The sequence below is a fragment of the Streptomyces sp. CB09001 genome (genome assembly GCF_003369795.1).
GTDB lineage: Bacteria > Actinomycetota > Actinomycetes > Streptomycetales > Streptomycetaceae > Streptomyces.
Genome location: NZ_CP026730.1, coordinates 2,081,169 through 2,104,881, shown reverse-complemented (window position 1 = coordinate 2,104,881; position 23,713 = coordinate 2,081,169). Strand labels below are relative to the sequence as shown.

The 23,713-nt window shown below is 72.3% G+C and carries 19 protein-coding genes; 17 read left to right on the top strand and 2 right to left on the bottom strand.

Features of this window, described 5'->3' with window-relative positions:
- Positions 1 to 377: 377 nt before the first annotated feature.
- The 12 genes from leuS (at position 378) to holA (ending at position 13,381) form a co-directional block, all read left to right on the top strand.
- Positions 378 to 3,356, top strand: a complete 2,979-nt coding sequence (leuS, locus tag C4J65_RS09765; RefSeq protein ID WP_115742062.1) for a leucine--tRNA ligase — start codon at positions 378 to 380, stop codon at positions 3,354 to 3,356.
- Between the two features lie 168 nt (positions 3,357 to 3,524).
- On the top strand, positions 3,525 to 4,301 hold the full coding sequence (locus tag C4J65_RS09760; protein ID WP_115742061.1) for a hypothetical protein: 777 nt from the start codon (positions 3,525 to 3,527) through the stop codon (positions 4,299 to 4,301).
- A 90-nt stretch (positions 4,302 to 4,391) separates the two neighbouring features.
- A complete protein-coding gene (locus tag C4J65_RS09755; protein ID WP_115742060.1) occupies positions 4,392 to 5,237 on the top strand; it encodes a DegV family protein in 846 nt (281 codons plus the stop codon).
- 154 nt (positions 5,238 to 5,391) lie between these two features.
- On the top strand, positions 5,392 to 6,510 hold the full coding sequence (locus tag C4J65_RS09750; RefSeq protein WP_115742059.1) for a ComEA family DNA-binding protein: 1,119 nt from the start codon (positions 5,392 to 5,394) through the stop codon (positions 6,508 to 6,510).
- The gene (locus C4J65_RS09745; RefSeq protein WP_115742058.1) at positions 6,507 to 9,131 is read left to right on the top strand and encodes a ComEC/Rec2 family competence protein; all 2,625 of its coding nucleotides are present in this window, start codon (positions 6,507 to 6,509) and stop codon (positions 9,129 to 9,131) included. Before C4J65_RS09750 ends, C4J65_RS09745 begins: the two co-directional genes overlap by 4 nt.
- Before the next feature lie 49 nt (positions 9,132 to 9,180).
- Positions 9,181 to 9,345, top strand: a complete 165-nt coding sequence (locus C4J65_RS36545) for a DUF6415 family natural product biosynthesis protein (protein ID WP_240330392.1) — start codon at positions 9,181 to 9,183, stop codon at positions 9,343 to 9,345.
- On the top strand, positions 9,342 to 9,548 hold the full coding sequence (locus tag C4J65_RS09735) for a hypothetical protein (protein ID WP_115742057.1): 207 nt from the start codon (positions 9,342 to 9,344) through the stop codon (positions 9,546 to 9,548). Before C4J65_RS36545 ends, C4J65_RS09735 begins: the two co-directional genes overlap by 4 nt.
- A 261-nt stretch (positions 9,549 to 9,809) precedes the next feature.
- On the top strand, positions 9,810 to 10,112 hold the full coding sequence (locus C4J65_RS09730) for a DUF397 domain-containing protein (RefSeq protein WP_205350982.1): 303 nt from the start codon (positions 9,810 to 9,812) through the stop codon (positions 10,110 to 10,112).
- Positions 10,113 to 10,176: 64 nt separating this feature from the next.
- Positions 10,177 to 10,998: an arylamine N-acetyltransferase gene (locus tag C4J65_RS09725; RefSeq protein WP_115742056.1), complete on the top strand. Its 822-nt coding sequence runs from the start codon at positions 10,177 to 10,179 to the stop codon at positions 10,996 to 10,998.
- Between the two features lie 170 nt (positions 10,999 to 11,168).
- Positions 11,169 to 12,050 carry a YceI family protein gene (locus tag C4J65_RS09720; RefSeq protein WP_115742055.1) on the top strand — a complete coding sequence of 294 codons (882 nt, stop codon included), beginning with the start codon at positions 11,169 to 11,171 and terminating at the stop codon, positions 12,048 to 12,050.
- Positions 12,051 to 12,084: 34 nt separating this feature from the next.
- Complete coding sequence (locus C4J65_RS09715) at positions 12,085 to 12,330, top strand: hypothetical protein (RefSeq protein WP_115742054.1); 246 nt, start codon at positions 12,085 to 12,087, stop codon at positions 12,328 to 12,330.
- Between the two features lie 61 nt (positions 12,331 to 12,391).
- Complete coding sequence (gene holA / locus C4J65_RS09710) at positions 12,392 to 13,381, top strand: DNA polymerase III subunit delta (RefSeq protein ID WP_205350981.1); 990 nt, start codon at positions 12,392 to 12,394, stop codon at positions 13,379 to 13,381.
- 413 nt (positions 13,382 to 13,794) lie between these two features.
- On the opposite strand, the gene rpsT is transcribed toward holA, so the two are convergent.
- Positions 13,795 to 14,061 carry a 30S ribosomal protein S20 gene (rpsT, locus tag C4J65_RS09705; RefSeq protein WP_104632987.1) on the bottom strand — a complete coding sequence of 89 codons (267 nt, stop codon included), beginning with the start codon at positions 14,059 to 14,061 and terminating at the stop codon, positions 13,795 to 13,797.
- Between the two features lie 237 nt (positions 14,062 to 14,298).
- On the opposite strand from rpsT, the gene lepA reads away from it, so the two are divergent.
- The 5 genes from lepA to C4J65_RS09675 all read left to right on the top strand — a co-directional run bounded on the left by lepA (position 14,299) and on the right by C4J65_RS09675 (position 22,898).
- Positions 14,299 to 16,167, top strand: coding sequence for a translation elongation factor 4 (lepA, locus tag C4J65_RS09695; RefSeq protein ID WP_115742052.1), 1,869 nt, complete (start codon positions 14,299 to 14,301; stop codon positions 16,165 to 16,167).
- A 307-nt stretch (positions 16,168 to 16,474) separates the two neighbouring features.
- Positions 16,475 to 18,352 (top strand): AMP-dependent synthetase/ligase, encoded by a 1,878-nt coding sequence (locus C4J65_RS09690; RefSeq protein WP_115742051.1) that lies wholly within the window; start codon positions 16,475 to 16,477, stop codon positions 18,350 to 18,352.
- A gap of 202 nt (positions 18,353 to 18,554) precedes the next feature.
- A complete protein-coding gene (locus C4J65_RS09685; RefSeq protein ID WP_115742050.1) occupies positions 18,555 to 20,873 on the top strand; it encodes a SpoIIE family protein phosphatase in 2,319 nt (772 codons plus the stop codon).
- Positions 20,874 to 20,986: 113 nt separating this feature from the next.
- Positions 20,987 to 22,219 (top strand): radical SAM family heme chaperone HemW, encoded by a 1,233-nt coding sequence (gene hemW, locus C4J65_RS09680; protein ID WP_115746370.1) that lies wholly within the window; start codon positions 20,987 to 20,989, stop codon positions 22,217 to 22,219.
- Between the two features lie 100 nt (positions 22,220 to 22,319).
- Entirely contained in the window at positions 22,320 to 22,898 is a 579-nt protein-coding gene (locus C4J65_RS09675; protein ID WP_162833103.1) for a Uma2 family endonuclease, read from the top strand.
- Here the strand turns inward: C4J65_RS09675 and C4J65_RS09670 are convergent.
- A complete protein-coding gene (locus C4J65_RS09670; RefSeq protein ID WP_115742048.1) occupies positions 22,876 to 23,697 on the bottom strand; it encodes a DUF3097 domain-containing protein in 822 nt (273 codons plus the stop codon). The genes C4J65_RS09675 and C4J65_RS09670 overlap by 23 nt on opposite strands.
- Positions 23,698 to 23,713 lie beyond the last annotated feature (16 nt).

Here is a 23,713-nt window from a genome sequence, read left to right as displayed (position 1 = left end):
GTTATTGCGTTGTTATCAAATGACAGCGCGCTCGTGCTGGTGTCCCTTAGCAGTCGTTACGCGAAGTAACCTTTGACCATGGTTCAGATTCGCCACCGGTTTCCGGATGCCGGGCCCCGGATTCCGGTCGGTGGCACGTGGCACGGAAGCCCGTCGCGGCCCGATCGGTGACTGCGGTACCCTGACGCCATGCGTGCCGTACGCCTTCTGCTTAGCGAGCCGCGCTGATCAGTCCCGACCCCGGTCGTAGTCCGGTGGCCGGAATCGGCGCGGCGTCCCCTCCTGTGCGAGGGGATTTTTCATTTCCCGGCAATCGCAGCCGCTGGTCTTGAAGGTCGCAGCCGCTGGCAGAGACGATCGATGGAGCTTTGAGGATCATGAGCGAGACGAACCCCGCGGCGAGTGCCCCTGTGTCGGCGGACGCCGCGCCGCACCGCTACACGGCTGCGATGGCCGCCGAGATCGAGGCACGCTGGCAGGACTTCTGGGACGCCGAGGGGACGTACGCCGCGCCGAACCCCAAGGGTGACCTGGCGGGCGACCCGGAGCTGGTCGCCAAGCCCAAGAAGTTCATCATGGACATGTTCCCGTACCCGTCCGGTGCGGGCCTGCACGTCGGCCACCCCCTGGGGTACATCGCGACCGACGTCTTCGCCCGCTTCCAGCGGATGACCGGTCACAACGTCCTGCACACCCTGGGCTTCGACGCCTTCGGCCTGCCCGCCGAGCAGTACGCCGTGCAGACCGGCACGCACCCGCGCGTGTCCACCGAAGCCAACATGGAGAACATGAAGTCCCAGCTGCGCCGGCTGGGCCTGGGCCACGACAGGCGCCGGTCGTTCGCCACGATCGACCCCGAGTACTACAAGTGGACCCAGTGGATCTTCCTGCAGATCTTCAATTCCTGGTACGACGACGAGGCGAAGAAGGCCCGCCCCATCGCCGAGCTGGTCGCGCAGTTCGCCTCCGGTGAACGGGCCGTCCCGGGGCACCCCGGGCGCGCGTGGAGCAGCCTGGACGAGGCCGAGCGCGCCGACGTCCTGGGCGGCTTCCGCCTGGCCTACGCCTCCGACGCGCCGGTCAACTGGTGCCCCGGGCTGGGCACCGTGCTGGCCAACGAGGAGGTCACCGCCGACGGCCGCTCCGAGCGCGGCAACTTCCCCGTCTTCAAGTCCAAGCTGCGCCAGTGGAACATGCGCATCACCGCCTACGCCGACCGGCTGCTGGACGACCTGGACCAGCTGGACTGGCCCGAGGCCATCAAGCTGCAGCAGCGCAACTGGATCGGCCGCTCCGAGGGCGCCCGCGTCGACTTCCCCGTGGACGGCGAGCGCATCACCGTCTTCACCACCCGCCCCGACACCCTGTTCGGCGCGACCTACATGGTGCTGGCGCCCGAGCACCCGCTGGTCGAGAAGTTCACCCCGGCCGCCTGGCCCGAGGGCACCCGCGACGCGTGGACCGGCGGCCACGCCACCCCGACCGAGGCCGTCGCCGCCTACCGCGCGCAGGCCGCCTCGAAGTCCGACGTCGAGCGGCAGGCCGAGGCCAAGGACAAGACCGGCGTCTTCATCGGCGCGTACGCCACCAACCCCGTCAACGGCGAGCAGGTCCCGGTCTTCATCGCCGACTACGTGCTGATGGGCTACGGCACCGGCGCGATCATGGCCGTCCCGGCGGGCGACCAGCGCGACTTCGAGTTCGCCCGCGCCTTCGAGCTGCCGATCCGCTGCATCGTGGAGCCGACCGACGACCGCGGCACGGACACCTCGACGTGGGAGGACGCCTTCTCCTCCTACGACGCGAAGATCATGAACTCGTCCAGCACCGACGCGTCCGGCACCGGCTCCTCCGGCGACGGCGTCACCCTGGACGGCCTGCCCGTCGTCGAGGCCAAGGAGCGCATCACCGAGTGGCTGGAGCGCACCGGCGCCGGTGCGGGCACCGTCAACTTCCGCCTGCGCGACTGGCTGTTCAGCCGCCAGCGCTACTGGGGCGAGCCCTTCCCGATCGTCTACGACGAGGACGGCATCGCCCACCCCCTGCCCGCCTCGATGCTGCCGCTGGAGCTGCCCGAGGTCGAGGACTACTCCCCGCGCACCTTCGACCCGGACGACGCCGACACCAAGCCCGAGACCCCGCTGTCGCGCAACGAGGACTGGGTCAACGTCACCCTGGACCTGGGCGACGGGCCGAAGAAGTACCGCCGCGAGACCAACACGATGCCCAACTGGGCCGGCTCCTGCTGGTACGAGCTGCGCTACCTGGACCCGCACAACAGCGAGCAGCTGGTCGACCCCGAGATCGAGCGGTACTGGATGGGCCCGCGCGAGGGCCTGCCGCACGGCGGCGTCGACCTGTACGTCGGCGGCGCCGAGCACGCCGTACTGCACCTGCTGTACGCGCGCTTCTGGTCCAAGGTGCTGTTCGACCTGGGGTACGTCTCCTCGGCCGAGCCGTTCCACAAGCTGTTCAACCAGGGCATGATCCAGGCCTACGTCTACCGGGACAGCCGCGGCATCGCCGTACCGGCCGCCGAGGTGGAGGAGCGCGACGGCGCCTACTACTACCAGGGCGAGAAGGTCTCCCGGCTGCTGGGCAAGATGGGCAAGTCCCTGAAGAACGCGGTCACCCCCGACGAGATCTGCGCCGAGTACGGCGCCGACACGCTGCGCCTGTACGAGATGGCGATGGGCCCGCTGGACGTGTCCCGGCCGTGGGACACCCGCGCGGTGGTCGGCCAGTTCCGGCTGCTGCAGCGGCTGTGGCGCAACGTGGTCGACGAGGACACCGGGGAGCTGTCCGTGGCGGACGTCGCGGAGAGCGACATCGACGCCGGCACCCTGCGCGCCCTGCACAAGGCCGTCGACGGCGTACGGCAGGACCTGGAAGGCATGCGGTTCAACACCGCCATCGCCAAGGTCACCGAGCTGAACAACCACCTGACCAAGGCGTTCGGGGGCGGGGCCGCAGGCCCCTCGGTCGAGGGTGGTGGCGGGCGACGGGCGGGCGGCCCGGTCCCGCGGTCGGTCGCCGAGCGACTGGTGCTGCTGGTCGCGCCGCTGGCCCCGCACGTCGCCGAGGAGCTGTGGCGCAAGCTGGGGCACGAGTCCTCCGTCGTCCACGAGGACTTCCCGGTCGCCGACCCGGCCTACGTCGTCGACGAGACCGTGACCTGCGTCGTCCAGATCAAGGGCAAGGTCAAGGCACGGCTGGAGGTCGCCCCCTCCATCTCCGAGGACGACCTGGAGAAGGCCGCGCTGGCCGACGAGAAGGTCGTGGCCGCGCTGGGCGGGGCCGGGATCCGCAAGGTGATCGTGCGGGCACCGAAGCTGGTGAACATCGTCCCGGCGTAGGCGGTGACCGGGGCGCCTCGGGCGTCCCCTACGGGTCGGGTACGGGCAGGTTCGGGGTTCTTGCGGAACCCTGGGCCTGCCCGTTGCGTTTACCGTGGAAGAGCGGCACGACGGGTGTCGCGCCGTGGCCGGCCGGCCCGCGGGCCGGACGCTCGGAGGAGGAGCCCAGTGGAAGCAGCGCTCACCGTCTTCGCCCTGCTCTTCCTGCTCGCCGTCGTGCTGGGCGTCTACGCCACGGTGAAGGCCGTCGGCGCCGCCAAGCGCACCGTGGACCGCGGCATCTCCCAGGCACGCCGCACGGTCGAGGACCACACCCTGCGGGCCAAATCCCTGGTCCAGGTGGGCCCGGCGGCCGAGCTGGCACAGCTGCGGCTGACGCTGCGCACCTCCATGCGGGCCACGCAGGACGCACTGCACGCACGCGTGGCCGAGGACGAATCCCTCAAGGAGTCCCTCGCCCTCTTCGAGCGGCTCAGCGCCCACGGCTCCGAGCTGGACGGCGAGCTGCGGCGCCTGGAGTCCGAGCCGGACCGCGCCACCCTCGCCGCGCGCCTGCCCGGACTGCGCGAGCGCACCGAACGCATCACGCAGTCGGCCGACGCCCTGCGCTGGGCGGCCCGCGACCGCGCCCGCCACTTCTCGGACGACGACCTGGACTCGCTGAGCGCACAGATCGACGTGGAGGCGGGTGCCCTGCGGCACTGGACGGAGACCAGGACGCAGGCGGAGGCGGCCGGGACCGGCCTGGGGGAGGGAGCGCCCGCCGCGCCACCGTCCTGGCCCGAGGCCCCGCCCGCCGACGCCGCGTCCGCCCGGCAGACCTGGCCGGACTCCCCGGCACAGGAGCCCGCGGAGGGAAGCCCCGCCCGCCCCGCCATCACCCCGCCCGCCGCGAGCCCCGTGTACCCCTGGCAGAAGAAGGCCCGCCCGGAGAGCACGACCTGACCGGCCCGGCCGGCCGGTCGCGCCCCTGTGAACGACCGGTCGCCGGGGCCGGACTGCCGCACGGGCACTACGCCAGGTAACCTCCAGCTCATGTCCCGCCATGTCGCTATCGTCACGGATTCAACGGCCTACCTCCCGGCCCGGGCGATGGAGCGGCACGGCATCACCGCGGTACCCCTGACCGTCGTCCTGGGCGACCGGGCCCTGGAGGAGGGCACCGAGATCTCGACCCGCTCCCTGGCCCAGGCGCTTCAGAAACGGCGGCCGGTCACCACCTCCCGGCCCGGCCCCGAGCTCTTCGCCGAGACCTACCGCAGGATCGCCGAGTCCGGCGCCGACGGCATCGTCTCCCTGCACCTGTCCGCCGAACTCTCCGGCACCCACGACGCGGCCGTCGTCGCGGCGCGTGAGGCGACCGTCCCGGTCCGCGTCGTGGACACCGGGATGATCGCGATGGCCCTCGGGTTCTGCGCGCTCGCCGCCGCGGAGACCGCCGAGGCGGGCGGCACGGTGGACGAGGCCGTCACGGCCGCGGAGAAGCGCGCCGCGGGCACCTCCGCCTACTTCTACGTCGACACCCTCGACTATCTGCGCCGCGGCGGCCGGATCGGGGCGGCCCAGGCGCTGTTCGGCTCCGCCCTCGCCGTGAAACCCCTGCTGCGGCTGGAGGGCGGGCGCATCGAACCCCTGGAGAAGGTCCGGACGGCGTCCAAGGCCATCGCCCGGCTGGAGGAGATCGCCGCCGACCGGGCGGGCGGCGCGCCCGTCGACATCGCCGTCCACCATCTCGCCGCCCCGGACCGGGCGTCGGCCCTGGCGGACCGCCTGCGGGAGCGGGTGCCCGGGCTGGCCGAGCTGCACGTGAGCGAGGTCGGTGCGGTGATCGGCGCGCACACGGGGCCGGGGCTGTTGGGGGTCGTGGTCTCGTCGCGGTGAGCGTGAGCCGGGCGGCGCTGGGGCGGGGTGGGCGGGTACGGCGGGCGCTGCCGCGTCACCCGTGAGGGGGCCCGAGTTTTCCACAACCCGCGGGTGGTCCCCGGAAATTGAGCATGATCATCGCGGTGGTGCCGAGGTGCCCGATGCTCCTCGCATGGCTCTTCGATCACGCTCACGCACCGCTTCCGCGACCAGCGGCCCGGGCCGCGCCCCGGCCTCCGACGGCCGCCTCGCGCACCACCACGCGCCCGGCTCCCGCTCCCGAGCCCGCCACCGCTCCCACGCCCGGCACGGCCGCCGGCACGCGGACCCGGAGGAGTTGCGGCGGAGGGCGGAGACGCTGTTCGCCGAGCGTGCCGAGGGATTCGGCCATGCGGGACGCGAGGGGGCGCACGGCGGGACGGGGAAGGGACCGCCGTTGCCCGGTCCCGACGCTCCTACGGGCACCGGCACCGGCACCGGCACCGCCGTACCCCTCTCCGACATCGCCGTACCCCCCTCCGTCCCCGCCGTCCCTCTCCCCGACTCCGCCGTCCCTTTCCCCGGTGGCGCCGGGACGACCTGGCGAGAGCGGGCCGGGGCGGTGCTGCGGGAGCGGATGCCTCTGTGGTTGCAGACGCGGTGCGGGCTGGAGCGGCGCAGTGTGGCCGCGCTCTCGGTGCTGCTCGTCGTCGCGGCGGTCTTCGCGGTCCAGCACTTCTGGACCGGCCGCACCCAGCCGGTGGCGGCGCCCGAGGTGGTGCGGGAGGCGGCGGCCTACGGAGCCGGGAAGCCGGCGCCGACGACCGAGGACCGCGACCCGACCGGCGGGCCCGAGCCCGGGGCAGCGGCCACGACCGGGCCCGAGATCGTGGTGGACGTCGGCGGCAAGGTCCGCAAACCCGGAATCCACAGCCTCCCGGCCGGTTCACGCGTCGCGGACGCCCTGCGGGCCGCCGGGGGTGTCCGGCCCGGCGCGAAGACCGACGGACTGAACCGCGCCCGCTTCCTGGTGGACGGCGAGCAGGTGATCGTCGGGGCGCCCGCACCCCCGCCCGGAGCGGGGGCCGCCCCGGGCGGGCCCGCGGGGGCGGCCCCCGCGGCACCGGTCTCCCTCAACACGGCGACCACCGACCAGCTCGACACCCTCCCGGGCGTCGGCCCGGTCCTCGCCCAGCACATCATCGACTACCGCACCCGGCACGGCGGTTTCCGCTCGGTCGACGAACTGCGCGAGGTCAACGGCATCGGCGAGCGCCGCTTCGCCGACCTGCGGGATCTCGTGCGGCCATGAGCAGGCACATGACCGGAGCGGACCGGCCGGACGGGCTCGCCGGTTCGGACCAGTCCCCTGCCAGGCCCTCGCGCGCCGCCGTGCACGCCGCCTCCGGACACCGGCTGGGTGCGGCCCACCCCCGGCAGGAGGGCCCCGCCGACCTGCGCCTGGTCCCACCCGCCCTCGCGGCCTGGGCGACGGCGGCGCTGACGCTGGACGTGCCGACGGGCTGGGCGGTGGGCGTGGTGACGGTCACTCTGCTCCTGGCCGGGGCACTGCTGTCGGCGTCGCGGCGCGGACGGTTCCGTGCCCCGGTCGCCGCCCTGCTCCTCTGCGTCGCCGCGTCCGCCACCTCGGCCGCGCTGCACGGCGCGGACCTGCGCCGCGGGCCCGTCCCCGAGGCAGCCCGGCGCTACGCCACCGTCACCGCGGAGGTGGAGGTCACGGCCGACCCCCGCCTCACCCGGCCGCGCGTCCGGGGCAACCGCGCGGTGCCGCCCACCGTGCTGATCGAGGCAGACGTGCGACAGGTGAGCGCGAGGGGCGGTACGCCGGTGACGACCCGGACGCCGGTGCTCGTCCTGGTGGACGTAGGTGAGGAAGGCGGGGAAGGCGGGGACGAGGGGGAAGGCGGGGACGAGGGGGAAGGCCGGGAAGGCGAGCGGTCCCGCACGCAGCCCGCCGCACCCTCCCGCTGGCTGAACCTGCTGCCGACCACCCGGCTCCGCGTCACCGCCCGCCTGTCACCCCCGAGGACGCGCGGCGACCGGATCGCCGCGGTGCTGCGCGTACGGCCCGGAGGACAGGCACCGGAGGTGGCGTCGAAGCCTTCGACGGCGCAACGGCTCGCGGGCCGGCTGCGGTCCGGCCTGCGCGAGGCGACCGAGGACCTGTCGACGGACGCGAGGGCGTTGCTGCCGGGCCTGGTCGTCGGCGACACCTCACGCATCACGCCGGAGTTGGAGGAGGCTTTCAAGGAAACCGACCTGACGCACACGCTGGCCGTGTCCGGCGCCAACTTCACGATCGTGCTCGCGCTGCTCCTGGGCCCGCCGGGCCTGGCCCCGCGCAGCGAGCGCCGAGGCCTGGCGCCCCGCCTCGGCCTGCATCTGCGCACGACCGCACTGCTCGGCGGACTGCTCGCGCTCGCCTTCGTCGTCGTGTGTCGGCCGGACCCGAGCGTGCTGCGCGCGGCGGCCTGCGGGTCCGTCGCCCTGCTCGCCCTGGCCACCGGACGCCGCAGATCCCTCCTCCCGGCCCTGGCGACGGCGGTACTGCTCCTGGTGCTCTACGACCCGTGGCTGGCCCGCAGTTACGGCTTCCTGCTCTCCGTGCTCGCCACGGGCGCACTGCTCACAATCGCTCCCCGGTGGAGCGCGGCGTTGAGAAGGCGCGGGGTGCCGCCTCGGCTGGCGGAGGCGCTGGCCGCCGCGGGTGCCGCGCAGGCCCTGTGCGCGCCGGTGGTCGCGGTGCTGTCGGCGCGGGTGAGCCTGGTGGGGGTGCCGTGCAACCTGCTGGCGGAGTTCGCGGTGGCCCCGGCCACGGTCCTGGGCTTCGCGGCGTTGGCGACGGCGCCGGTGGCGATGCCGCTGGCCAAGAGCCTGGCCTGGTGCGGAGGCTGGCCGGCGGAGTGGATCGCGGGGATCGCGCGGACCGGGGCCGCGCTGCCCGGTGCGGGAGTGGACTGGCAGGGCAGCTGGGCCGGGGCGGCGCTGCTCGCCCTCGTCACGGTGGGCGTGCTGCTGGCAGGCCGACGCCTGCTGCGGCATCCCTGGTGGTGCGGCGCTTGCGCGCTGCTCCTGATCCTCGTCGTGGTGCAACCGCCCCCGCTGGCCCGGGTCATCAGGGGCTGGCCCCCGCCCGGCTGGCGGATGGTGATGTGCGACGTGGGCCAGGGCGACGCGCTGGTCCTCGCCGCGGGAGAGGGGACGGCCGTGGTCGTGGACGCGGGCCCCGACCCCGCCCTGGTCGACCACTGCCTGCGTTCCCTCGGCATCACCCGCGTCCCCCTCGTCCTACTCACCCACTTCCACGCCGACCACGTGGCCGGGCTCCCCGGGGTGCTGCGGGGCCGCTCGGTGGGCGCGATTGAGACGACCGCCCTGGAAGAGCCCCCGGACCAAGCCGGGTTCGTCCGGAGACAGGCGGCCTCCCGAGGCATCCCCGTGCGGCACGCCACCGCCGGAGAACAGCGCCGCTCCGGCCCGCTGTCCTGGCAGGTGGTCTGGCCCCCGCCGAGCCCACCGACCACCACCGCACCGGGCACGGAGGGCGGCCCCAACGACGCCAGCGTCACCCTCCTGGTCCGGACGGCGGGCCTGCGCGTGCTCCTGCTCGGCGACCTGGAGCCCCCGGCCCAGCGGGAGCTGGCCCGCTCCCCGGCGGCAGCGGCGCTGAAGGGTGTCGACGTGCTGAAGGTGGCCCACCACGGCTCGGCCCACCAGGACTTCGCGTTCCTGCGCCGGGTCGCCCCACGTCTGGCGCTCATCAGCTGCGGCGAGGACAACACCTACGGCCACCCGGCACCCGGCACCGTCGCGGCACTGCGCGCCCGGGGAGCGACGGTGCTGCGCACGGACCGGGACGGGTCGGTGGCGGTCGCGGGTTCGGGGAGGGAGTTGCGGGTGGCGGGTAGCTGAGAGCGGGCTGGTCGGGCTTGCCGAGGCCCTCACCTGGCCCGAGGACGACGTGCCGCGCGTCTGCGCGCTCGCCTGTATCGGAGAGGCCCGCATGCGGCTGCGTCTCGAGCCCGGCCGCACTCTGCCTGTCGGCATCAGGCACGCACAGCGCCTCGCCAGGACCGTGAATGCCCTGTGCGACCACTACCAGACGGTGGGCGGTGAGCACCGGTGACCGCCCGATGGCACGTGTGCCGGTACTGCGACGAACCGATCCCCGACCCCGACGACGCCGTCCTGGTCGCCCACGAGGGCGCAAACTCCGGGCCCGGCTGGAACATCTGGGCGCACCGCGCGCACGCCGACCTGGTGGAGCCGGACTCGGCCGCCGTCCGCATCCTGGCCCGGGTCCTGCTGGTGCAGGCGATGCGGTCGTGAAGGCGCTCATCGGACTGCTTGCGTACGTGGCGGCCGTCTCGGTCCCGGTCCTCGCCCTGGTGCTGGCGCGAACACCGAGCTGACGCACCCCCATGGCGACCGCAGGGTCAGGGTCGCGCCCCGGAACGCCCGTCCCGTCGGAGGACCGCGAGCTTCCGGCGGGATGGGCCCGCACGACCTGACCAGGGCTCTCCTGGTCGGGCAAGACGGCCGGAGACCGCCTCTCCGAAGTACGACGAACCAACCCTCTGGAGGCAAGAGATGCAGAACCTGTACGAGTTGTCGGCAGCCGACACGCCCGCCAAGAAATGGTGTGGCGGCAACCTCGGAGGCGACAACGAGACGTGCCTGACCACCGTCCCCCTCGTGGCTGCCGTGGACGCGTTCGCCGTCGGTGACTCCAAGAGCGAGGGCCGCGGCCACGAGCTGCGCATGACCGGCGCGGAGCTCGACGCGTTCGCCATCGAGTGGGCCCGAAACCGGAGCCTGGCGCTCTGGGCTGACCGCCCGCCCGCGCACCCAACGGGCCGTCCCCCCACGACTGACGCTCATCGGCTGCGGTGAGGACAACACCTACGGCCACCCGGCCAGCCGCGCATCGTAGTTCCGAGTGACCAGAGACTGAGTCATGGATTCAGTTCAGGTCGACGCCTACCTCCGCCGTCTGGGAGCCGAGCGCCCCGAGGTGCCCACCCCGGACTCCCTGCGATCGCTGCACCTGCGGCACCTTCGAACGGTGCCCTTCGAGAACCTCTCCGTCCATCTGGGCGAGGAGATCGTGCTGGAGGAGCGGCGGCTGTGGGACAAGGTCGTGGGTGCGGGAAGGGGCGGGTTCTGTTACGAGCTCAACGGGCTCTTCGGGGCGTTGCTCACCGCCCTCGGGTACGAGGTCACGCTGCTGGCGGCGCGGGTGTACGGCGACGGGGGCCGGCTCGGGATCCCGTACGACCACATGGCTCTGCTGGTGCGGACGGCGGACGGGGGCGAATGGCTGGCGGACGTCGGGTTCGGGGCGCACAGCCACGGTCCGCTGGCGTTCGCGGAGCGGGGTGGGCAGGTGGATCCCGGGGGGACGTTCCGCGTGGTCGAGGCGGGGCCGGACCCGGCCGGGGAGCGGGGCGACCTCGACGTACTGCGGGACGGAAAGCTGGTCTACCGGGTGGAAACGCGTCCCAGGGTGCTCGACGACTTCGTGTCCGGCGCCTGGTGGCACAGCACCTCACCCCGGTCGCACTTCCTCCAGTCACCGGTCTGCTCACGGCTCGCGGAGGACGGAGGCAGGATCACGCTCAGTGGACGCCGGCTCACGGCGACGGCCGCCGACGGTGTTCGGGAGGAGCAGGAGCTGAAGACGGACGAGGAGGTCTTCGCGGCCTACCGTGACCACTTCGGCATCCGCCTCGACGAGCTGCCTCCCGTGCCACCGGTGCCGCCTGTGTCCCGGCTGTGAGGAATCCCGCCCGGTGCGGCGAAACCGGAGCACACAGGTCCACTCCTGCCCACTCCCAGCACATACGACGGTTTCCCGTGATGTGGTCCCGTGTTGCCTCGAAAGCCACATCGGTGATCGAATGTTTCTCCGTCAACTAGTTTTCCGATGTCGTGCAGAGGGTGTCGCAAATGATCGGCCGCTTGCTGGGAAGCCGAACGAAGCGGATGCAACGGACGGGTCCCCTGGCGGCGGTGCACACCCCGCCGGACGCGGGGGTGCTGAGCTGCCGCGTTTTGGACCCCGTCAGCGATCCGGTGCCGAACGCGGAGTTCACGGTCAGCGACGCCATGGGGCGCAAGGTGGTCGGCGGCGGTACCGACCCCTTCGGGTCGTTCGTGGCGACGGTGCCCGCGGGGGAGTACCGGCTCGCCGTGTCCGCCGAGGGCTACACCCCGTACCGGGCCTCCGCGACGGTCGTCGAGGACACGCTGGCCTCGCTCGGGGACGTGACGCTGCAAGTGGCCCAGCCGCCGGAGCTGCCCGCGCCGGGTGACTGGGAGATCGAGCCGGCGCACTCCTCGATCGCGTTCACCGCGCGGCACATCGGGCTGGCCCGGATCCACGGCCGGTTCAACTCCTTCGCGGGCGCGGTGCGGATCGCCGAGGACATGGAGCAGTCGGCGATGCACGTCGTGATCGACGCGGCGTCCATCGACACCAACGTGAAGATGCGCGACGACCACCTGCGGTCGGCCGACTTCCTGGACGTGCAGCGCTACCCGACCCTGGAGTTCTACAGCGACCGCTTCACGCACCGCGGCGGCAACCGCTGGGCCGTCACCGGGGCGCTGTCCCTGCACGGTGTGACGCGCACGGTCACCCTGGACACCGAGTACCTCGGACTCGGCAACGGCATGGAGGGCGAGACGCGGGCCGCCTGCCGCGCCACCACCGAACTGCACCGCGACGACTTCACGGTGAGCTGGCAGACGATGCTGGCCCGCGGCATCGCCGTGGTCGGCCCCAGCATCCGCATCGACCTCGACGTGCAGACCGTGCCCAAGGGCTGACCGGAGCCGACCGGAGCTGACCGACAATGGCACCGTGAGCGACGTGAGACATGTACTGGTGCTGCCCGACCGCGACGCCGCGGAGGAGGCCGCCCAGGAACTCGGGGAGCGGTTCGGGACCGACGAGGAACCGCGGATCCTGAGGGACGCTCTGGCCGGCGAGGACGACGCGGAGGACGCCCAGTGGCTCCTCGTCCTGCGGGACGAACGCGGGCTGCTGGACCCCGGTGAACTGGACGCGTTCGCGGGGGAGTGGGAGGGCTGGCGCGAGGAGCCGTAGGCCAGGTACCCGTCCAGCATCAGGTCCGGCGTTGTCAGTCGTGCGTGCGATGCTTGTCCCGATGGCCAGGAAGACTGCGAACGACGACCCTCTCGCCCCGGTGACCCTTGCCGTGGGCCAGGAGGACCTCCTGCTCGACCGTGCCGTGCAGGAGGTGGTGGCCGCCGCGAAGGCCGCCGACGCCGACACGGACGTACGCGACCTCACCCCCGACCAGCTGCAGCCCGGCACCCTCGCCGAGCTCACCAGCCCCTCGCTCTTCGCCGAGCGCAAAGTCGTGGTCGTACGCAATGCGCAGGACCTGTCCGCCGACACGGTCAAGGACGTCAAGGCCTACCTCGGCGCCCCCGCCGAGGAGATCACCCTCGTCCTGCTGCACGCGGGCGGCGCCAAGGGCAAGGGCGTGCTCGACGCCGGCCGCAAGGCGGGGGCGCGCGAGGTGGCCTGCCCGAAGATGACGAAGCCCGCCGACCGGCTGGCCTTCGTGCGCGCGGAGTTCCGCACGGCCGGGCGGTCGGCCACGCCCGAGGCCTGCCAGGCCCTGGTCGACGCGATCGGCAGCGACCTCAGGGAGCTGGCCTCGGCGGTGTCCCAGCTGACCGCCGACGTCGAGGGGACCATCGACGAGGCGGTCGTCGGGCGGTACTACACCGGGCGGGCGGAGGCCTCCAGCTTCACGGTCGCCGACCGCGCCGTCGAGGGACGCACGGTGGAGGCGCTGGAGGCGCTGCGCTGGTCGCTGGCGACGGGAGTGGCGCCGGTGCTGATCACCAGTGCCCTCGCGCAGGGCGTGCGGGCCATCGGCAAGCTGTCCTCCGCCCGCGGCGGACGCCCCGCCGACCTCGCCCGCGAGCTGGGGATGCCGCCCTGGAAGATCGACCGCGTCCGGCAGCAGATGCGCGGCTGGACCCCGGACGGCGTCTCCGTGGCCCTGCGCGCGGTGGCCGAGGCCGACGCGGGCGTGAAGGGCGCCGGGGACGATCCCGAGTACGCCCTGGAGAAGGCCGTGGTGATCATCGCCCGGGCGGCGCGTTCCCGGGGCCGGTCGTAGGCCCACCGTCCGGCCACTCGTGGGCCTACTCGCCCGGTTCCGTTCGCCCGGCCTCGCTCTCGTGGGCCCGCCCGCCCGGCCCCGCTCGCCCGGCCTCGCTTTCGTGGGCCCGCTCGCCCGGCCCCGTTCGCCCGGCCTCGCTCTCGTGGGCCTACTCGCTCGGCCCCGTTCGCCCGGCCTCGCACCCGGGACCGATGGAGGGCCGCGGTGTCCGACCCCCGGACGGGCCGAAGGCCCCGGCGTCCGTCCTGGGGAAGGACGGCCACCGGGGCCTTCGGATCAAGCTCGCGGATCCATGCCCGCGTGGCGAACGCAGGCCGCGCACGGATCCTGGGTGCCGGACGGGAGCGGATGAGAGAGGGCCCGCTCTGGGTCCTTCCGGCGGTCACACCAGATAAATCCAGACAGGGGGTTCAGCCCTTGAGAGCGCCGACCTTCTGCGCCAGCGCCGACTTCTTGTTGGCGGCCTGGTTCTTGTGGATGACGCCCTTGGAGACGGCCTTGTCGAGCTGGCGCGAAGCGACGCGCTGGTACTCGGTGGCCTTCTCGACGTCACCCGCGGCAGCGGCCTCACGGGCCTTGCGGATCGCGGTCTTCAGAGAGGACTTGACCGACTTGTTGCGCAGCCGGGCCTTCTCGTTGGTCTTGTTCCGCTTGATCTGGGACTTGATGTTCGCCACGAATGAGCCTTTGCAGGTTCAGGCACGAGGCCGCGAGGGTCCCGTGCCGGTGATTTCTTGAAGGAGTGCCTCGCGCTGAGAGGGCAAGAGACACAGCCACCCACACTACCAGCGGGTCGCGGAGGGTCCCAAACCCGTACCGGCTCCCCACCCGTGGGACCATGGAGGCTACGTATCGATCCGACCCGAGACCCGAGACCGCAGACACTGCGGACGCCTCAAGAATCAGGACCCTGCGTGCCCGCGATCCCCAGCCATGTGCCCGAGCCGAGCCGTACCGACCCGGCGCTGATCCGCAACTTCTGCATCATCGCGCACATCGACCACGGCAAGTCCACGCTCGCCGACCGGATGCTCCAGCTGACCGGTGTGGTCGAGCAGCGGCAGATGCGCGCCCAGTACCTCGACCGCATGGACATCGAGCGCGAGCGCGGCATCACGATCAAGTCCCAGGCGGTGCGGTTGCCGTGGGCCCCGACCCACGACAAGGGCGCCACGCACATCCTCAACATGATCGACACCCCGGGTCACGTCGACTTCACCTACGAGGTGTCGCGGTCGCTGGCCGCGTGCGAGGGCACCATCCTCCTCGTCGACGCCGCCCAGGGCATCGAGGCCCAGACCCTCGCCAACCTGTACCTGGCGATGGAGAACGACCTCACGATCATCCCCGTCCTGAACAAGATCGACCTGCCGGCCGCGCAGCCCGAGAAGTTCGCCGAGGAGCTGGCCAACCTGGTCGGCTGCGACCCCGACGACGTGCTCAAGGTCTCCGCCAAGACAGGCCTCGGCGTCGACGTGCTGCTCGACAAGGTCGTCGCCGAGGTCCCGGCCCCGGTCGGCGTCAAGGACGCCCCCGCCCGCGCGATGATCTTCGACTCCGTCTACGACTCCTACCGCGGAGTGGTGACGTACGTCCGTGTCATCGACGGCCAGCTCAACAAGCGCGAGCGGATCCGGATGATGTCCACCGGCGCCACCCACGAGCTGCTGGAGATCGGCACCAACTCGCCGGAGATGCTCGCCGCCGACGGCCTCGGCGTCGGTGAGGTGGGCTACCTGATCACCGGTGTGAAGGACGTCCGCCAGTCCAAGGTCGGCGACACCGTCACCAGCCAGCACAAGGGTGCCGAGGACGCGCTCGGCGGCTACAAGGACCCCAGGCCCATGGTCTTCTCCGGCCTGTATCCGCTGGACGGCTCCGACTACCCCGAGCTGCGCGAGGCGCTGGACAAGCTCCAGCTCAACGACGCCGCCCTGGTCTACGAGCCGGAGACCTCCGCCGCCCTCGGCTTCGGCTTCCGCGTCGGCTTCCTCGGCCTGCTCCACCTCGACGTGATCCGCGAGCGGCTGGAGCGCGAGTTCGGCCTCGACCTCATCGCCACCGCGCCCAACGTGGTCTACCGCGTGATCATGGAGGACGGCACCGAGCACACCGTCACGAACCCGAGCGAGTTCCCCGAAGGCAAGATCGACGAGGTCTACGAGCCGGTCGTGCGTGCCACGATCCTGGCGCCGACCGAGTTCATCGGCTCGATCATGGAGCTGTGCCAGACCCGGCGCGGCACCCTGCTCGGCATGGACTACCTCTCCGAGGACCGGGTGGAGATCCGATACACCCTGCCCCTCGCGGAGATCGTCTTCGACTTCTTCGACCAGCTGAAGTCGAAGACGCGCGGATACGCCTCACTGGACTACGAGCCCACCGGCGAGCAGACCTCCAGCCTGGTCAAGGTCGACATCCTGCTGCACGGCGACAAGGTGGACGCCTTCTCGGCGATCACCCACAAGGACGCGGCGTACGCGTACGGCGTGCGGCTCGTCGCCAAGCTGCGCGAGCTCATCCCGCGCCAGGCCTTCGAGGTGCCCATCCAGGCCGCCATCGGCTCCCGGGTGATCGCCCGCGAGACCATTCGCGCCATCCGCAAGGACGTCCTCGCCAAGTGCTACGGCGGTGACATCTCCCGCAAGCGGAAGCTGCTGGAGAAGCAGAAGGAAGGCAAGAAGCGGATGAAGATGGTGGGTTCGGTGGAGGTTCCGCAGGAGGCCTTCATCGCGGTCCTGTCCAGCGACGAGAGCGCGGGGTCGGGCAAGGGCAAGAAGTAACCGCCACGCCACGTGCCAAGTCCGGGCGAAACGGACACTGGGGGGCCCGTCGCACGAAAGTGCGGCGGGTCTCTTCGCATGTCACGGGCAGGCGTCTGTAGGAAATGACAGGGCGCGGGCTCTTACGCGGGGGCCGGTCGCCCTTTACCCTGATGCCTGCCCCGTAGTTACTCGTGAGTTAAACAAGTGATCGGACAACGTCCGCGTCACCGCCTCAAGACCGCTTGAACACCGCCCGAGAGTGAACCAGCCACACCTGAGCCAGCCGCAACGAGCCAGCCGCACCGTCGCGGGCCCGGAGGATGTCGTGAGCGACACACAGACACTGATCGAGAACCGTCCGCCCTCCGTGGCGGGACTCTTCCTGGAGCGGGTGGCCGCCACGCCGGACGCCGAGGCGTACCGCTACCCGGTGCCGCCGGCCGCGGGCGAGGGCCCCGACGACTGGAAGTCGCTGACCTGGACGCAGGCCGCCGAGCGGGTCTACGCGATCGCGGCCGGCCTGATCGAGCTGGGCGTGCAGCCCGAGCAGCGGGTGGCCCTGGCCTCCGCCACCCGGCTGGAGTGGATCCTCGCCGACCTCGGCATCATGTGCGCGGGCGCGGCGACGACCACCGTCTACCCGCAGACCAACGCCGACGAATCGGCGTACATCCTCTCCGACTCCGAGAGCCGGGTGCTGATCGCGGAGGACGCCGTTCAGCTGGCCAAGGCGAAGGAGAAGAAGGGGGAGCTGCCCGACCTCACCCACGTGGTCGTGGTCGATCCGGCCGGCGCGGACACCTCCGAGGACTGGGTCCTCACCCTCGACGAGCTGGAGCGCCGGGGCGCGGCCCGCCTGGAGAAGGACCCGCAGCTCATCAAGGAGCGGGTCGGCGCGCTCACCAAGGACCAGCTCGCCACCCTCATCTACACCTCCGGCACCACCGGCCGGCCCAAGGGCGTCCGGCTCCCGCACGACTGCTGGTCGTACATGGCCAAGGCGATCGCCGCGACCGGCCTGGTCACCAAGGACGACGTGCAGTACCTGTGGCTGCCGCTCGCGCACGTCTTCGGCAAGGTGCTGACCTCCGGCCAGATCGAGGCCGGTCACGTCACGGCCGTCGACGGCCGGGTCGACAAGATCATCGAAAACCTGCCGGTGGTCCGGCCGACCTACATGGCGGCCGTGCCCCGCATCTTCGAGAAGGTCTACAACGGCGTCGCCGCCAAGGCCCGCGCGGGCGGCGGAGCGAAGTACAAGATCTTCCAGTGGGCCGCCGGGATCGCCCGCGAGTACGCCAAGGTCACCCAGGACAACTTCAAGCGCACCGGCACCGCGAGCGCCCCCGCCGGCCTGCGCACCAGGCACGCCGTGGCCGACAAGCTCGTCTACGCCAAGATCCGTGAGGCCTTCGGCGGTCGCCTGCGCGCCTGCGTGTCGGGCTCGGCCGCCCTCGCGCCCGAGATCGGCTACTTCTTCGCCGGCGCCGGCATCCACATCCTGGAGGGCTACGGCCTCACCGAGTCCTCCGCCGCCTCCTTCGTCAACCCCGGCGAGGCCTACCGCACCGGCACCGTCGGCAAGCCGCTGCCCGGCACCGAGGTGCGTATCGCGGACGACGGCGAGATCCTGCTGCGCGGCCCCGGTATCATGGAGGGCTACCACAAGCTCCCCGAGAAGACCGCCGAGGTCCTGGAGGCCGACGGCTGGTTCCACACCGGCGACATCGGCGAGCTGTCGCCCGACGGCTACCTGCGCATCACCGACCGCAAGAAGGACCTCATCAAGACGTCCGGCGGCAAGTACATCGCGCCGGCCGAGGTCGAGGGCCAGTTCAAGGCGGTCTGCCCCTACGTCTCCAACATCCTGGTGCACGGCGCCGACCGGAACTTCTGCACCGCGCTCATCGCCCTCGACGAGCTCGCGATCACGGAGTGGGCCAAGGAGAACGGCCTGGAGGGCAGGCCGTACGCCGAGATCGTCGGGGCGCCCGCGACCGTCGAGATGGTCGACGGTTACGTCAAGCAGCTCAACGCGGGTCTCCAGCGCTGGCAGACCATCAAGAAGTTCCGCCTGCTGCCCCGCGACCTCGACGTCGAGCACGGCGAGATCACCCCGAGCCTGAAGCTGAAGCGGCCGGTGGTGGAGCGGGAGTACAAGAACCTGATCGAGGAGATGTACGAGGGCTCGCGCGAGGCGTAGGCCCGGAACGTTCCCAGCAACCGCGGGTGTTCGAAGACGTCCGGTTTCCGATCGGCTTCCGGCCGTCTTCGAACGTTCGCTTAGCACGGTTCTCACCCGTGGCGGCCCACTTCGGTAACTCCGTGCTTATGGGCAGGGCCGGTCTGTCACTCTGTCGGCATCGACTGCGAAGAATTCGCACGAACTGCCCGGGGAGACGTCCATGGGGGCTATTCCGACGCAGCGGGAGACCGCCTCCCGCGCCAGCGTGGTGCCCGCACACACGGCTGAGGCAGCCGCCGAGGGCTTCGAGGAGTGCGCGCGGGCGCGCGTGACCCTGCTCGGCAGCTCCCTCGCGCCGGGCGCCGCCCGCGCGATGGTGCGGGCCGCGCTCGCCGACTGGTCCGCGCTCGCTCTGCCCGGCACGGAGCAGCTGACCGAGCACCTCACCGCCGACGCCCTGGTCGTCGTCAGCGAGCTGGTCACCAATGCCGTGGTGCATGCCGGCACCGACGTGGAGGTGGGCCTCCAGGTGGAGGAGACCGGCACACTTGTCGTCGAGGCCACGGACCAGCACCCGTCCCGCGCGCCCAGGAGCGCCGACCCCGAGACGCCGCACGAATCCGCCGAGTACGGGCGCGGCCTGCGGCTGGTCGCCGCGCTCGCGGAGGCCTGGGGGATCACCTACCGCCCGGGCACCAAGACGGTGTGGGCGCGGTTGTCGGCCGCGGGCACGGACGACGCCGGGCAGACCGAGGCGTACGCCGGAGGGCACGGGGCGCGACGCACCGACTTGCCGGGTGCGTGGCCGCCGGGGGAGGGGCGGGACGGCCAGGACGGAGGCCCCGGCGACCGGTACGGCGGTCGGGACGGTCACGACGACCGGCGGTCCCGGGGCGGCGGCAGCCCGCGGGCGCTGGACGCCCCGACGCCCGGCCCGGACCTGTGGACGGCGGCCCCCGCTCTCGAAGCGGCCCCCGGCCCCGAAGCGAACCCCGGCCCCGAGGCGAACCCCGGCACCGAAACGAAGCCACGCCCCGAAACGAAGCCTCGCCCCGAAACGGACCCGGGTGCCGACGTGGACCCGGACGCCGACGTGGACGCGCCCCCCGGCCGACGGGATCGCCCCGCCCGCCGGTCGGAGCCGCCGCGGTGGCCGGACCTGCCGGACGGCGTGACCGGCACCGCCCGGCGCGGCATCCGCGACCGGGAGTGGCTGGGCCGCGGCGCCCTGTCCTTCCTCGCCGAGGCCTCCGACCTGCTGGCCGGACAGCTCGACGAGGACCTGGTCGCCTCCCTCACCGGTCAGCTGATCGTGCCCCGGCTCGCCGACTGGTGCGGGGTGTGGCTGGAGGACGAGTCCCTGGGCCGCGGCGCCTGGACGGACGACACCGGGGCGGCCGTCGGCGCCCGGCTGGCCCGCGTGTGGCACGCGGGCGAGGGGCACCTGGACGAGCTGCGCGCCGCCCTCGAGAAGGACCCGCCCCGCCCGCGCGACCCGTGGCGCTCCGGCCCCGTCGGCCACCCGTGGCCCGGCGACGCGCTCGGCCCGGACGGCACGCACGGCACGGCGCTCGCCTACCGTCTGGTCGCCGGCGGCAGGCCGCTGGGCACCCTGGTCATCGGACGGGCCGACACCCCGGGAGCCCCCGGTGCCACCGGTTTCCCCGACGAGATCACCGGTCTGGTCGAGGACCTCAGCCGCCGGGTGGCGCTCGCCATCGGTGCCGCCCGCCAGTACGCCCGGCAGGCCACCATCAGCGCCGTACTCCAGCGCGGCCTGCTGCCCGGCGCCGTCGCGGAGATCCCCGGTGTGCGCAGCGCCCTCGTGTACGAACCGCGTGACAAGGGCGGCCCCAGCGGCGACTTCTACGACCTGTTCCCGGCCGGCGACGGCCGCTGGTGCTTCGCCGTGGGCGACGTCCAGGGCAAGGGCCCCGAGGCCGCCGTCGTCATCGGCCTCGCCCGCCCCTGGCTGCGCCTGCTGGCCCGCGAGCAGTACGGCGTCCCCGACGTCCTCGACCGCCTCAACCAGCTCCTCCTCGACGACGCCACCGAGGCCGCCGACGCCGCCGCCCGCGCGCTGGTCGCCGCCGGAGGCCCACCGGTTGCCCCGGGCGACGGACCGCAGACCCGCTTCCTCTCCCTCCTCTACGGCGAGCTGGTCCCCTTCGACGGCGGCGTCCGCTGCACCCTCGCGTCCGCCGGACACCCGCTGCCGCTGCTCCTCGGGCCCGACGGCACGGTGTCCGCCGTCGCGTGCCCGCAGACCCTGCTCGGCGTCGTCGAGGACGCGACGTACGTCAGCGAGACCTTCGAGCTGCGGTCCGGCGACACCCTGCTGTGCGTCACCGACGGGGTCACGGAGCGGCGCAGCGGCTCCCGCCAGTTCGACGACGGCGACGGGCTCGCCGCGGCGCTGGCCGGGTGCGCGGGCCTGGACGCCGAGCTGGTCGCCGAGCGCATCAGGCGTCTGGTGCACGAGTTCGGGCCGCGGCCCCCGGAGGACGACCTGGCGCTGCTGGTACTCCAGGCGCAGTGAACGGGCGGACGGGGATCCGGCCGGGCGGGCAATCAGGCCGGGCAGGGGATCCGGGCCGGGCGGGCAATCAGGCCGGGCAGGGGATCCGGCCGGGGTGCGGGACAATGGAACGCATGCCCTCCGCACTCCCCGACGGCGAGCCCGTCCCCGCCGACGGCGCCCTGCCCGCGTCCGCGCTCGCCGGGGCCGCCGACCGCCCCCTCGGCTTCTACCTGCACGTGCCGTACTGCGCGACCCGCTGCGGCTACTGCGACTTCAACACCTACACCGCCACCGAGCTGCGCGGCACCGGCGGCGTCCTCGCCTCCCGCGACAACTACGCCGACACGCTCGTCGACGAGGTCCGTCTGGCCCGCAAGGTGCTCGGCGACGACCCCCGCGAGGTCCGCACGGTCTTCGTCGGCGGCGGTACGCCCACCCTGCTGGCCGCCGGTGACCTGGTACGGATGCTGCGCGCGGTCCGCGACGAGTTCGGCCTGGCGCCGGACGCGGAGATCACGACGGAGGCCAACCCCGAGTCCGTCGACCCGGCCTACCTCGCGGCGCTCCGCGAGGGCGGCTTCAACCGGATCTCCTTCGGCATGCAGAGCGCGAAGCAGCACGTCCTGAAGATCCTGGACCGCACCCACACCCCCGGCCGCCCCGAGGCCTGCGTCGCCGAGGCCCGCGCGGCCGGCTTCGACCACGTCAATCTCGACCTGATCTACGGCACCCCCGGCGAGTCCGACGACGACTGGCGGGCCTCCCTCGACGCCGCGCTCGGCGCCGGACCCGACCACGTCTCGGCGTACGCCCTGATCGTCGAGGAGGGCACCCAGCTCGCCCGCCGCATCCGGCGCGGCGAGGTCCCGATGACCGACGACGACGTGCACGCCGACCGGTACCTGATCGCCGAGGAGGCACTGTCCGCGGCCGGCTACGACTGGTACGAGGTGTCCAACTGGGCCACCTCCGACGCGGGGCGCTGCCTGCACAACGAGCTGTACTGGCGGGGCGCCGACTGGTGGGGCGCGGGACCGGGGGCGCACTCCCACGTGGGGGGCGTGCGGTGGTGGAACGTGAAGCATCCGGGGGCGTACGCGGCGGCGCTGGCGGCGGGGAAGTCCCCGGGCGCGGGGCGCGAGATCCTCACGGACGAGGACCGGCGCGTGGAGCGCATCCTGCTGGAGCTGCGCCTGCGGGAGGGCGTCCCGCTGTCACTGCTGCGGGAGGCGGGGCTCGCGGCGTCGCGGCGGGCGCTGTCCGAGGGGCTGCTCCAGGAGGAGCCGTACGAGGCCGGGAGCGCGGTGCTGACGTTGCGCGGGCGCCTGCTGGCGGACGCGGTGGTGCGGGACCTGGTGGACTGATCACTCGGGGGAGTGAAACGGCGCGGAACGCGGGCTCGGCCCCTAACCTGATCCATAGGCTGCCGCCGACAGCACGCGGCGAATGTGGAGGGCCACGGAGATGACAGCTGTGGACGAACGTGGAGTCGCGGAGTTCTTCGCGGGGTTCGAGCCACCCGAGGGGCTCAAGGTGGAGCTTCTCCGGGGGGAAATCGTGATGATGGCCAGCCCTGATCTGGTGCACAACCGGATCGTCACTTCGCTGATGGATCAGATTCCGCACCGGCGGTGGGAACGGCTCCAGACCCAGGACGTCGATGTTGTCGACGAGGCCAGTGAGCCTGTGCCCGACCTGGTGGTCATGGAAGTCGGTGTTGGCCCGGACTCAGGGCGTCTTCTGCCGTCACAGATGATCACGATGGTCGTGGAAGTGGTCTCGAAGACCAGCGTCGACCGGGACTATGGCGTCAAACGCTTGATCTATGCTGCGGGCGAAGTGCCCGCCTACCTGATCGTCGACCCCGTCATGGCCCAGTGCGTTCTGTACTCGGAGCCGGTCGGACGAGGTGAGGGGGCTGACTACCAGGTGCAGCGGATCACTCAGTTCGGGACACCGCTGCCGCTGGAACTGTTGGACGTTGAGCTGGATACCACCGAGTTCGGCACTTACAAAGGCGTCAAGCCTCATCACCGCCCGTAACGAAGTCGATCAACTCCTCCACCCTCCCCAGCAACTCCGGCTCCAGGTCCTTGTAGGACCCCACCCCGGCCAGGATCGCCTGCCACACCGCCCCCGTGTTCTCCGACGGCCACCCCAGCGCGCGGCACACCCCGGTCTTCCAGTCCTGACCATGGGGGACGCGTGGCCAGCCCTCGATCCCCACCGACGACGGCTTCACCGCCTCCCAGATGTCGATGTACGGGTGGCCCACGACCAGCGCGTGCTCGCTGGTCACCGCCTCCGCGATGCGCCACTCCTTCGAACCCGGCACCAGGTGGTCCACCAGGACGCCCAGCCGCGCGTCCGGTCCCGGGGCGAAGTCGGCGACGATCGACGGAAGGTCGTCCACGCCGCCCAGGTACTCCACGACGACGCCCTCGATGCGCAGGTCGTCGCCCCAGACCTTCTCGACCAGCTCGGCGTCGTGCCGCCCCTCGACGTAGATGCGCCCGGCGCGCGCCACCCGCGCGCGTGCGCCGGGGACGGCGACGGACCCGGACGCCGTACGGGCGGGAGCGGACCGTGCCGGGCCGGGGGAGGGCGGCCTGACCAGCGTCACCACGCGGCCCTCAAGGAGGAAGCCGCGCGGTTCCAGCGGGAAGACGCGGTGCTTGCCGAAGCGGTCCTCCAGGGTCACCGTGCCCGCCTCGCAGCGGATCACGGCGCCGCAGAACCCGGTGCCGGGCTCCTCGACCACCAGGCCGGGATCGGCGGGCACCTCGGGAACGGGCTGCGATTTCTTCCACGGAGGGGTCAGGTCGGCGGAGTACTGGCGCATTCTGCCGACGATACGA